We start from the raw sequence: 12,521 nt of genomic DNA on the forward strand, positions 1-12,521 counted from the left end.
TTGAATTTAACGTAGCCTAGGCTTCCAGCCTGGGTTTGTTGTGATTCCCAGGCTCGAAGCCTAGGCTACGTTTCGTCCGCTCAGCATGCTGAACCGTGACGCTCGGCTCGCGTGATTCGGGCGTCCAACGCCGCAAGGATCGCAGCCTGACGCGGTCCATCCGGGACGTCTTGTCGGGCAAGCAACGACTTTGCAAAACTTTTTGCCTTTCCGCTTTTGATTGTCTGTAACACCGTTTCCGTCGTCTCGCAGACTTTTCTGCCCAATCGTTCGTTGCACTCGTCAAGGATCTCGAGCAGCTTGGCGGTGTCGCGTGGTAGGTCGCTACCCAAGTCGTGGGTGGACAGAAAAGACTCGATCAACAAGGCAATCAGCAGCGCATGCTGGCTCGACACCGCGGCGACTTCGGCGAAACATTCTGAGATGCGATTCATCTTCATCCAATCGCCAACAAGGATGTCCCGCCAAGCGTCGGTCATCGTCTCGACATTACAGCGATCTTCGGCAATGATTGCGATCCAAACCTCGATTGCCATCGATTTGGCGTTCGCGTCCTTGCTGGTTGTCGCAATCCATAACGCGCGAGCGGCCATTCGATCGACGCATTGGTCCGTCGCCAGCAGTGGCAGTAAGTAGTGATCGTATCGCTCGTCGACCGACGAGCCACTATTCACTCGTTGCGACAGTGCATGGCTGGCCACGCTCCAATACCATGTCAGTTTCGCAGGCCAATGGGTGGCCAAGTAAGGATAGACGTAGGCTGGGGCGGGATAGCTGTGAAGGTGATTCAGTTTGGCAGTGTAGAATCCCGCGTCATTGAACTTATAGTTTTGTCCGCTGGTCATCAGTTGAAACAGTTGTTCGAAGTTGTCTTCCAGCGGAGCGTCGCCCAGAATTTGCGATAAAAAGTTTTGCTCATCCGAGGCATCGCTAGGCTGATCTTCGGGCATCGGGCTGCTGTGAACCAGTCCGCGTTGATACCGTTTGTCTTTTGCCGAGACGACTGACCACTGGTAATTTGCCGGCTGAAAGACGTCCGGCAAATGCCATATTTCGTCGGGGACCTGCGCCCGTTCACCGTCGGGAAGATAGTCGCCCAAGTTCACCCAGGGATCGCGAGCACGTATTGCGACGATCCAAACTTGCAGCGGCCAAGAATCGTCCAGCGCCAAATCTGTGTTGGACGTCGTCATGTCGAGCACGAACTGGGCGAGTTTTAAAAACCTTGGCGACAGCGGTGTCTCGGATCTCGAAGCCAGTCGCCACGCTTCGTCACGTCCGTCGGGAGCAATTCGCAGCATGCTGCGAGTCAGGTCGTCTTCGATAAAATCGATTTGTTCGCTGTCAATATGCTGAAGTCGCTGCACCCATGTCACCGGAGCGATCCAGCCACCTTGGTGCGTCGGCGTCGAGAGCAGCGGGTAAGTGGTTCCGGAGCGAACACGATTGGCCAGTTGTCGTAGAAACACACCCGTCGGGTAGCGCTCGGGGATGACCATGTCATCATACTCGTCCTCGGGGGAAACGCCCAGCCACGCGGCGATCAAATCCGAGAAAGCGTCACCCAGGATGCCTCCGACCAAGCCACGATTGGGACGATCAAAAATGTGGGCACAAGCTCTCGATCGAAGCGAATCGGTCTTTGCGTCAAAGTGGTCATCCCGTTCCGCATGCAGACGAACGATCGCATCGACAATTTGATCGGGGGTGTCGCCACAATCGCAGTGTTCGACCGCTTGGGATGCCGCTTCGATTAACGTTTCGACGGAATCAATGGGTTCGATGGGTTCGCGGATATTAGTGACGCAAAGTTCCGTCATTTGCCAATGGTCGCGAGGTTCCCAGCGTTTTTTGGCAGCGGATTGAAGGGCTTCGTCGATTTGAAATCGATGCACGATCGAGGGAGCGATTCGGCTTGCTCGTTGTCGCAATTCGTCGAGGTCGACGGGGGCCTGGGAATCGAGCACTGCCATTGTCGATGGAGGTTCTGACCCTGGTGATAACGAAGCAATCAATTGCAATAGTTTGGGTTTGAGCGTTGCGGGTACCACAGCTTCGCAATGTTGCAGCTTTTGGATGACCGATTCGTCTTCAGAAGTGATTCGCTCGGCGATCGCGTCGATCGCAGCGGACTGGACGTCTTTGTTCGCATGCGTGAGCGCTTCGCAGAGACCTTCGACGGCCTGTTCGCGGTGACTACTATTAACGGCAATTCGGCTCAGTAGTTGCACCGCTTTTAGTGCGTGCCCTTTGGGTTTGAGCTGGAAAATGGCCGGTATTTTGGGGAGGGCTCGCTTGGCGTCGAGTAAACCGTGTTTCTCAAGCGTAATAAGTTGATCGAGGGCAAAGCCAGCGACCACCGCCTGCGGATCGGCGAGTAGGCCTACCCAATTGGATTGCAGTTCGCTAATGATTTGTGGATTCGACTTGGCGATAGGTTTGATGATCGCTTTGGATAGAATCACGCAGCCATTTCGCTCGGTTTGGTTCAGCGGTTCATGAAATGTTTCGGCAAACATCGATAGAACCGCTTTGTGATCAAGCAGTTCTGCGTTGCCCAGCCACTCGATGACGGGGATCCATTCCTTGGCTACCGAGAGTTGGTGGGGCCACTTGGGAAGCTCGTAGATCACGTTCCTGGCGGCATCGACGTCCTGCAACACGGTTTGCGTCGCCTCGCGAGCGTTCTGAAACGCATCCGGAAGCTGGTGAATGAAAACGTGTTGAATCCAGTCTTGCTTCACTGTTTGAATCAGGCCGTGTTGATACAGACGGCACCAGAAACCAGCAGTCAGTCCTGCGGAAGCACCTTCTTCGTCGATTTCAGTGAGTCGGTCGATCCAAGCGTCAAACCATTCAGGCCGGCGATCTGCCATGATCTGTGCCGACTCGGCTTCGTAGTCGGGGGTGCAAACAAACCGCCGGAACGACGATTCCGGAGCGACACCGTAGCTGGCAAGCCAAGCCATGTAATGAAGTTTGTGATCATAGTTGCGCTCTCTCGCTGACATCGGGCGGATGCCGTCGGTCTGACGCTTTTGTTCGATCCGCGGGTCGTCCGGTGTGACGTTGGTTTCGAGCAGCTGAACAAACAGCGAATCGATTCCCAAGGCGAACAGCAAGATGGCCAGCGGTTCTCTCGCCGTTTGGCGTTCCGTCTCGCTGCAACTCGACAGCGTCTGAACCACGGCGGCAGAATCTTTGGCAAGAACCGCCGTTTGAAGCGTTTGGAATTCTAACATGATCATCCCACGTCAAGCAATTGAATGAGTTCCCGAACATCATATCAGTTCTCTTGATCCCAAGTGGGGTACGCATCGGTATGACACGCGGGTGTTGGCAACATCACGGGGGAACGCTTACCGATCAACAGGCAGCGTGGTGAATGTGTTTCTCATCCGTTTTGGAGATGAACGAAGGAAACGGCACCACGACCTCGCCGCCTTTGCACGCCGGACTGGGCGGCTCGTATCTGACGATCCCAAGGTCATCAGTGACATCTTCACCAAGCAGGTACGGTAGGCCGAGAATTTCGGGACGAAGCAAAAGTCCCTGGGAAATCTGTCCCCGCAGCTTCACGGTTCGCAGTCGGAAACCCTCGCGATGGTCCATCGTTTCTAACGATGACTCTCGCAAGAATTCGAATTCTTCTCTGACGGGCAGGAACGAGTCGATTTCGCAGTAAATCGCTGGGGAACCTACCGCACATTCGCCCTTCTTCGTGACGCATTTCCAGCCATCGACGACTGACAATTCAATCAAGTCCGCACCCTGGATCGATCTCGTCTGCTGAACGGTCCGAATCGTTGCCAGTTTTCTCATCACGGTTCTCTCAAGGTTGTAGGTCACTGCTTGTTCCCAGACTCGGGCAGAGCAGCAAGTGCAGAAGAGCATCGTAATGCGTGAAAGTTTCGCAGAATTCGTCGCGAACCCAGATCATGGGTGCGTGTCTGTGTTTCAAACCACTATGACTGGATTCTGAGATGAACATGTTCACGGCATTCACAACATCAACATCCAACTCGTCTTTCGATGGCGAGGGCGGGAAAGGTGTTCGTCTTAGCATCGCATCAAAGCAACCGGTCGCGATTAGCGACGGCGACCACTTTGCCATCCGCGAAGGGGGCAAGACCGTCGGCTCGGGCGTGGTGACGCGAGTCGTCGCCTAGTGAGCAATAAGTGATACGTCCGCGGTGGAGTGATCCGTCGTGGGCGTTTCTATTTCAATCAAATCTCGATGACGAAGCCGTTGTTCTTCAGTATCGCGGCGAGATTACAACACGAACAGTTGATAAATTGCGTCGCACCGCGGGTAAAGATGCCGTAGTTACTGATACCCCGTTCGTCGTGCAAGTGACCGAAGGCGTGAATCTTGGGTTTGATCCGGTTTTCAACGTGATGACGCAAGGCCATGCAACCGACCTGGATCAGCGCTTTTGAGTCCATGTCGTGCGTAAGATCCAAGACTCCCTTGGGCGGGCCGTGCGTGATTAGGATATCGATGTCATCGGGAACCGTTTTCCAAACGAGATCCAGCTGGCTTCGCTTCTTCATGTAGGCCCAATTGTGAAATCGAGGCGTGTAGGGCGAACCAAACAATTTGATTCCGTTGCACTGCATCGATTCATGAATGAGGAAACGGATGTCAGGATAGTCATCTGCGCGTATCAGACCTTGTTCGAATGCGGTCGAATGATTGCCAGGCACGAACACCTTGTTCGTGATCTTTAAGTCCGAGTACCAATCGAAGAATCGTCTAGCCTCTGGTTCGTTCGTCGACGCATTTCCATCAGTCGACTCATCGCCGCAGTGGATCACCATGTCCACTTCGGGAACGGTCAGTCCAAGATGCTCGTTATGGGTATCGGAAATGAACCAAATTTTCATCGTTTCAAGTATCACTTTGCCGCATCAGCATCCGTGCGACTTTTGCGATCAATAACACCCACGGCGTCGCATGTAGCAGCATATCGAAAATATCGATTGGCCGTCTGAGCGTCCCGGATGCGAGCATTTTTAGCTTTTCCCAGAGATGTGGCTCTGGGACAAACGGAGCTAACCCCAGGGTCAACGCCGCCACGAGAAACAGCAGCAATGGGATTCGGTCCAACCAGTTCATGGAAATTCCCTTGGGGCAATGGATGACGTCCGATCGACTGGTTGCATTCATTGTAGCCGACACTGACCGCCGCATGATGAATCAGCCCAGCCCGTAGTCTGGGCACGAGTGTCATTCTTCCCCTGGTCCCCAATCTTCTTGCCTGGGAACCGGATGCCTTGCAGGCTCCAGCCTGCGGAGTAAGTGAAAAGGTGAGGCGGGAACCTCGGGTGCAGAGCGTCCCCAGGCCGTAGCCTTGGGACGAGTCTTTTTGGGTGGCGTTATCGGAATTAAAACACTCGACCTAAAATGGTCAACTCAGATTAGCCAGCTTACGCCGTCGGCTCACAATTACGATACAGACGGCGGTGTTGCAGCAAAGCGGAAGCGGCTTTAGCTTTTCGGGCGATAGCCGTAAGCATGCTGGATATAGCGACGATCGGCGTCGTAGTTGCCGTCGTATTCTTTACGAAGTCGAGTGTCCAAGTCGTCATTCCATTTTGGGTGATCCGATCCGTAGCGATGTTGGGCGATGTAGCCAAACCGAAACGCTTGCTCGCGATTTTCAAAGGCGTCATCCGAGCCCGCCATCTGCTTGATCGTATCGTCAACGTCCTGGTCCATGTCTCGAGCCGAATCGGAACCAAAGTCCGCTTTGGTTTGCTCCCAGTCATTCGCGAACGCCTTTTTAATACGTTCCCAAGTGCTCAAATCATTTTCGGTGTAATAGTCAGTCTTACTCATCGTCTTCTCCTTAAAAGGGAAACGGCTGTGGGAAAGTGAACGACACATAGCGAAGCAATTGCTATGCCACAGAGGACAGTGCGAGGACGAACTCGAACAAGCGACGCCGTTGAATGCTGGCAGATCCGTCGGTTCAGTTACAACTGGATCATGGCGTGTCAGGCTGCTCTGAAATGAGTCACGGTTTCGTGGTTCGATCTGGTGCTGACGCCTCGATCGAAGTCGCGAATGCGTCGAGGACGCTTTGACGATCGGACGGGGGTGAACCTTGATACGATGTATAGCCAAGGCCTATGGCCAGCGATATTCCACGTCTCTGCTAGCTAGTCTGTTAGCTAGAACGTGTCGTATCCCATTCACTGGTGTCTGGTTGAGTGCCACAGCGGTTGACTTCGCGGACCGATTGAAGCAACTGGATCGGCAGCAGAATCAGTCCGATTACGGTTAAAGATGCTAGCCCGGCCAGGCAGGTCGTTTGGGTCACAGCGGGCACAAACACGGAAAGCGATGTAAGCGTTAGAGCAAAGAAGGCGAGCAAGGTTTTGAACTCAGTTGGCCCGAATGCGGCGAGCGTGAACTCGCCCGTCAGTTTAGCTCGCAGGTTGGTCAGTACCGCCATCGCCATCAGCACAATCACAGCGACCAGGCCAATGTCCAGACGACCGCATGCAATAGCCAGTCCGACCAACCAGTAGGTGAACGAGAGCGGATCGGTGAAGTGGTCGAGCAACTCACCGCCATTGCGGCATTGCCCCGTCGCTCGAGCATGTCGGCCATCAACACAGTCCGCCAAATGGTTACCAGCGATGCCGGTTGCCGCCAACAACCCGCCCCACCAATAGGTCGTCGAAATGGCGAGCCCAATCGCCCCGGCGATCGCCGACAAATGACCAATCATCACGATCCCTTCAGGTGGAAACCCGCGAGGAATGTGTAAGCGTGGATAGAGTGCGGCTAGAGGTGGACCGACAAACGGATCAAGTAGGCTGTGAGAGACACGTTTGGACATTACCGGACTCCTGAAGTTTATGGACTTCTAGATAGGAGCCTTTATCTCAGGAATGATTTCGGAAGATTTTCAGATTTTTGGTAATTGCCTCCTGTAGTCATGTCAAACGTCGTATGGATGACGAAAGTTTTTTAATGTGTCGAAAGCGGAACATCGAAGGTAACGCTGAATCCCCGACGGTCGACCTTTATTTCTGCAACTCCTCGATCACGTGCAGAGTCAATCATACTCATTAGATGTGCACTGGATCGTGGTGATTGACGATCAACCATCTGAATCACGTCACCCACTTGTATTCCAACTCGAGATGCGGGGCTGTTGGCGTGAACATGGGTAATCCGCATCGATTGATCGGTCGCGGAGACTCGAACGCCAAGGATCCAATCGTGTTGCGTTGCCATTCCATCCGCAGCATTGGAACCGGGGGGATCCATCTGCAGACCGATCAATACGTCTTTGACGGGATCATTGGGCTGATGAACCAACAAATCGACTTGCGCTCGCAGCGTGGTCCGGTCGAGATCAAACCGCAGATCGAGACGGCGAATCCAGTCAAGAAATGGAAACTTCCATGACTCGGGTGCTTTCGAAAGCGAATAAAGACTCGCTTCCGACCACGAGGTGCTTATCCAATGCGGGTGCTCGCCAAACGTTTCCAGCGTGTACTCACCGCCAAGCGGACAGTGAATGCGGGCACCTAACAAACCTTCGAGTGTGTCGCGTGATTCCTCGGTTGGCAGCTGCAACCAACCAGCAAAATCGTTTAAGAATCGCGAGTTTTCGCCGGAAACCTTTCGTGATGCATGATAGGTGTAGGCTTGAATGTACGGTTCTACCTTTGACCCGCTGAGCGATCCCATCCGCAATCGCACTTGGGTAGGCTCGTTGATCCACTCTTGGGCGAGCCGGTCAGGTGTATCGTGTTGTATGTTTCTGTTGGTCGATGCGACCATCCAACCATTACGGTTAGTGACATTGCTCCTGTATTTTGCGACCTCCTGAAGTTTTGGTGGCATGTTCCCGATAGCCCAGCCCAATCCATAGAACATGTATCCCATGACTGGCAGTTGGCGAAGCGGCGTCAAGGCTGCGGGGTCAACGGGGGCTATCGGGGCGGTCTGCGGTTTTTCCATGATCGACGCAAGCAGCCGTAGCACGTCCGTGCTCGGTGGAGAGATCGCCGCGTAGGAGCGGCTTTTGGCGTAGCTCGTGCCTTCTGGTCGGTCAAGCATTTCAATTCGGCCATCGCTGAAGTTAAAGGCGACCTCGTCGTCACGAAGGCCCAAATACAGCCGATGCGATTTCTGGCCGGGATTCAGTCGGATCGCGGTATCCACGCTCAGAAGGTCACCATCGACGTGGCCGACTCGACGATTATCCGCCGCTGCTAAATGCCGCTGCAGAAAGGAATACTTGCTTGCGGCATAGGGCGTAATGATGATATCCATGCGGATACGGTGTAAATCATTGGCTGCCGCTGCGTCGCGGGCGAACACGACCGTGACCGGATCGACCTGTTTCCATTCGGTGCTGTATTTACTTATAAAGGCAGCATAGGAGTGGACTTCACTTAGGGTTGCCTTTTGAACCCGAACGTCTGGCACAGGCAGAAAAACACCGGGCGATCCGCGTAGCGAATCAGTAATCTTTCCGTTGTTGAGGCGTGGATAGCTATCATCGGGTCGACGCCCAAAATCGGTCGGCAAAAACTGTGACTTAATAAGGTCATCCATCGTTTCCGCATTCACACGCTCGGCCGCTGCAACCATTCGAGCCAATTGGAATTGCCTCAGTTCTTGCACGGCCTGCTTGCGACGTGTCACTTCGATGCGGTATTGGGGGCTGATCAGATTTTGAAAAAACGGATCTGAAAGGTACAGAAATGCGATCGTCTGGTTTTGTGTTCTCGTCTGGCTGCGAGCGTAGCGAAATTCCGGCAGCGATCCCAAGGAACGATCGCCACTGCCTGCGGCGTAAAACCGCTCGAGCAAGTAATGAGAGTTCGTGACAAGATGGTATTCGCCATCAATTGCATAGAACGATCGAAGGCGGTTGTCGTCCGATGCAAGAAATGAGACAGCGTGATCACCGATGTCGACGCGTCGCTCTTCGGATCCAGGTACGCCCAACTTCGCTTCGTTGCGTTGTGTCTGGATCAGTTCATACAAACCGCGAGCGTCTCGAGCGCGTAATAATATGCCGACTGTGGCGCCGTCAGAGAAGAGAGGATCACAACCAATCAATGCCATGTCCGAAACGAGTTTGTCGAATGATTTGGCAGAAACATCTTCGGGATTCAGCCCTAATTGATCTTCGATTTTTTCTCGAGTCTGATGATCCAGCGAAGGGGTGGCGACGATATCATCTAGGTTGCCGCCCCAGCTAAGCAAAAATTCTCGAAAGTAACGATAGTTCGCCAAGCTGCCGGTGCGTAAATAGAAGCACTCAGCAGGTACATGCATCGCGATCGGTTCGATCCAAGTTGATGCGGGGACGCTAGGGATCGCGATGCTTCGCATCCGTGGCGCCGGAGGAATCGGGCGGTTTGCTTTCTCGTGTCGGGTCGACTGGTTCAAAGTGACGTCCTCTTGCATCGCAAGTTTGACCGATTCGATTCCAAACAACATCCCAATCGCCCGCTCAAACTGGCCTTCCAGGCTGAGCGATTCTTGCGGAGCGTTGTGCTCCACTCTCGGCCACGGACCCGGCAGTTGTAGCCGGCGGGCAAGAATATCCAGCAAGGATTCTTTGAGCATTTTGTGCCGAGGGTCGAGGTCCTGAGGGACGGTTGAAAAGTCTCGCCACCATCGCTGAAGCAATTCGCGATGGCGACTCGTGTTTTCGATGACATCAACGTTTTGCGGGGCTAATTGAAGTCCTTGGACGCCTGAAAGCGTCAATTCCGTTGGACCATCACCCTGGTGTAAGAATGAGACGTGGATCCGATCGACTTGCCATGGCGACTCACCTTGCCGCTTCTGATACGAGACGTTGAAGGTCACGTAGTGAGCGGGCAGCGGAGTGGCGTCTAAGTAGAGAGGCTGATCAGGATACAAGATCGGTCCGTGCCCCTTGATAAACGTCAACTCCATCACTCCGACATTTAGTGGCGTACCGGAAAACGCCTCGACCACGATGCTGTCCAACTTCACCGTGATCGATTTGGCCGGCACGTTGATAGCAACGTTGTCCTCGACTGTCACGTTGCTCGCGACGACCGCCTGGGGGTTGGATGCAGTCTCGGTAGCTGTTTTCGGCTGCAATTGGCGATCCCATCGCCTCGCCAACTCAGCCAACAGTTCTTCATTCAACCGATCCGCAGAAACGCCAGAAACGGGAAAGTTACTCGGTGGTGGCTCGTCGCCCTTCGCGATCGCAAGCAATTGCCGATCGGTCAGCGTACGCAACAGCGACGTTAAATCTTTCGACTCCTGCTGAGTTTGATCGACTATTGGCAATTCGCCCGGATCGAGATCTGCCGATTCAGTGACATCCGATGCTTGGTTTTCGGCGTCGCCCGTCTTTGGCTCGTCACCGTCAAGTCGGAGGCTGAAGGTCATCGGAAGCGAGAGGAGGATCATCGTGGCCAGCACTCGGTGAAAGATTCTCTTCGATCGGTAAACGTTCATGATTGGTGTCCAATTGAGTCCCAAGAGTTGTATCGAAGCCTCAATTCAACTGTTCCCTGTTTTCGTCACCACGTATCTGTGATCCGACGGCCTGGCCGCAGGCTTCATTTTGCCGAGCGGCGGCCCGACCCTAGCGCATTCGACTCACAAAATGGGACAGTCGAAGTAAATGAAACGTTCTCGCTGAATGATGCTGCAAGCCAGTAAGGAAAGCAGTCTCGGATTTCGCGAGGTGAGAAGCGAACATCACCCGCTATTAATCATAGGCGTATGAACAACGTGATGCATAACGCTATTTTTTCAACGCAAATTGCAGATCGGTCGAAGGTTTGTGACAGGGACCTGCCAAATCATTGTGTTTCCCCACGGTCTACATGGTGCAATTGCTGGCATATCCGCTAACTTGACGAGTGCTAGCTCAAACCGTTACTTCTAAGAATTGTCAAAAACGCAATTTCGATTCTCGCCATCGTGTTACTGATATCTGCCTCGTTTGTTTGGCCATCGCATGCACGTGCTGAACGAGCCTGGGATGGATCGATCCTGAAATCATCAAAAGATTAGAAGACACAGAGAAAGCGAGGCGAGATGCAGCGTCAAAGGCGAAAGCGTCGACCACTCGAAGGCCACAAAACGGCCGAGAAAGCCGGAAAGATGATTGAGAACTTTGGTCGCAACCTGACAATCCGTACTACGAAGTTTTGTTGTCCGCAATCCGAAACGGAGCTATTGGGATTTCTCGACGCAAATCGAGATTCCAAGATTCGTGCAATTGGACGTCTGCATTCCTGGAGCCAAGTGATCGAGGCCAACGAGGTCGTCGTCGATATGCGGCACTTTCGTGCCATTGAATTGCGGCAATCGGGTTCGGAGACGGTGGTTCGAGTCGGTGCCGGTTGCCAAATCAAAGATGTGGTGAACGCACTACAGCAATCTGGGTTGACGCTGCCAACATTGGGGTTGATTGATGAGCAATCTGTCGCCGGCGCGATCGCGACCGGCACCCATGGATCGGGCCGCCAAAGCTTGTCTCACTTTGTTAGCGCCGTTCGCATTGCATCGTTTTTTGACGATGGACGGCATGCAGAATTGGACTGGATTGGGACGGACCAACCCCAGCGGCTACGCGCTGCTCGAAGTTCACTGGGATGCTTGGGTGTCGTCACGGAAGTCGAATTGCCCGTTCGGAAGCAATACAGAATCGAAGAACATCTGCGGCGATATGAGACGCTGGAAGAGGTTATTGATCAAGAAGCGAAGTATCCATTGCAACAGTTCTATCTCGTCCCCTGGCGATGGGATTTCTTTGCACAGCATCGTGTCGAAACCGATCGCAAACGCAGCTGGCATGCGGGCCTCTATCGCGCGTTCTGGTCACTGGGCATGGACACGATGCTTCACGTCGCAATTTGTTCGCTGGCACGATGGCTGCCCGATCGGTGCACGACCATTGCCTTTCGCCATCTCATTCCCCGCCTGATCCCTCAGAACTGGAAAGTGGTGGATCGATCGGATCGACAATTAACGATGCAACACGAGCGGTTTCGGCATATTGAAGTCGAGATTTTTGTTCCGCAAAAGCATTTGAAAGATTCGATCAGCGTCGCAATCGATTTGTTGAAAAACTACGCCTCGCGGTCCGCTAGCGAGCGGTACGTTCACCATTATCCGATCTGCATCCGTCGCGTATTGCCTGATGATACGCTTGTTTCGCCAGGCTCTGGTGGAAAAGAGCCGTGGTACACACTTAGCTTCATCAGCTACGCAAGGCCGGCCGAACGCCAGGGATTTGAAGCCTTCGCAACAGAAATCGTCCGGGTAATGGCCACACGATTTGACGCGCGACCTCACTGGGGAAAGTTCTGTCCGATTGATGCGAAAACCGTCGCGAAGCTCTACCCAAACTGGGACGATTTTCGTCGAGAGGTCAGCTCGGTCGGCGATGATTTTCCATTCGTGAATGACTGGCTGCTCGAATTCCTGCAACCATTGCCGCGTGCTGCTCCATTGGGCTGAGAACTTCCCATTTTAGTCCGCTGAC

9 protein-coding genes are annotated in these 12,521 nt (G+C 53.6%); 2 read left to right on the forward strand and 7 right to left on the reverse strand.

Features of this window, described 5'->3' with window-relative positions:
• Positions 1–80: 80 nt before the first annotated feature.
• Together ABD971_RS13295 and ABD971_RS13300 are read right to left on the reverse strand one after the other, a co-directional pair.
• Positions 81–3,242 carry a DUF7824 domain-containing protein gene (locus tag ABD971_RS13295; protein ID WP_345322770.1) on the reverse strand — a complete coding sequence of 1,054 codons (3,162 nt, stop codon included), beginning with the start codon at positions 3,240–3,242 and terminating at the stop codon, positions 81–83.
• Positions 3,243–3,366: 124 nt separating this feature from the next.
• Positions 3,367–3,822 (reverse strand): hypothetical protein, encoded by a 456-nt coding sequence (locus ABD971_RS13300; RefSeq protein WP_345322772.1) that lies wholly within the window; start codon positions 3,820–3,822, stop codon positions 3,367–3,369.
• Between the two features lie 161 nt (positions 3,823–3,983).
• Between ABD971_RS13300 and ABD971_RS13305 the strand changes: the two genes are divergently transcribed.
• Entirely contained in the window at positions 3,984–4,169 is a 186-nt protein-coding gene (locus ABD971_RS13305; RefSeq protein WP_339939717.1) for an EF-Tu C-terminal domain-related protein, read from the forward strand.
• A 58-nt stretch (positions 4,170–4,227) separates the two neighbouring features.
• Here ABD971_RS13305 and ABD971_RS13310 read toward each other — a convergent pair whose 3' ends face one another.
• From ABD971_RS13310 to ABD971_RS13330, 5 genes are all read right to left on the reverse strand, one after another.
• Complete coding sequence (locus ABD971_RS13310; protein WP_339939718.1) at positions 4,228–4,887, reverse strand: metallophosphoesterase; 660 nt, start codon at positions 4,885–4,887, stop codon at positions 4,228–4,230.
• A gap of 4 nt (positions 4,888–4,891) precedes the next feature.
• A complete protein-coding gene (locus ABD971_RS13315) occupies positions 4,892–5,119 on the reverse strand; it encodes a hypothetical protein (RefSeq protein ID WP_339939719.1) in 228 nt (75 codons plus the stop codon).
• A 372-nt stretch (positions 5,120–5,491) separates the two neighbouring features.
• Positions 5,492–5,842: a hypothetical protein gene (locus tag ABD971_RS13320; protein WP_339939721.1), complete on the reverse strand. Its 351-nt coding sequence runs from the start codon at positions 5,840–5,842 to the stop codon at positions 5,492–5,494.
• A 331-nt stretch (positions 5,843–6,173) separates the two neighbouring features.
• Positions 6,174–6,851, reverse strand: coding sequence for a CDP-alcohol phosphatidyltransferase family protein (locus ABD971_RS13325; RefSeq protein ID WP_345322776.1), 678 nt, complete (start codon positions 6,849–6,851; stop codon positions 6,174–6,176).
• A 131-nt stretch (positions 6,852–6,982) separates the two neighbouring features.
• On the reverse strand, positions 6,983–10,480 hold the full coding sequence (locus ABD971_RS13330; RefSeq protein ID WP_345322778.1) for a PDZ domain-containing protein: 3,498 nt from the start codon (positions 10,478–10,480) through the stop codon (positions 6,983–6,985).
• A gap of 588 nt (positions 10,481–11,068) precedes the next feature.
• On the opposite strand from ABD971_RS13330, the gene ABD971_RS13335 reads away from it, so the two are divergent.
• Positions 11,069–12,496: a D-arabinono-1,4-lactone oxidase gene (locus tag ABD971_RS13335; protein ID WP_345322780.1), complete on the forward strand. Its 1,428-nt coding sequence runs from the start codon at positions 11,069–11,071 to the stop codon at positions 12,494–12,496.
• Positions 12,497–12,521: the final 25 nt, after the last annotated feature.

This window comes from Novipirellula rosea, assembly GCF_039541335.1.
In the GTDB taxonomy this organism is placed as follows: domain Bacteria; phylum Planctomycetota; class Planctomycetia; order Pirellulales; family Pirellulaceae; genus Novipirellula; species Novipirellula rosea.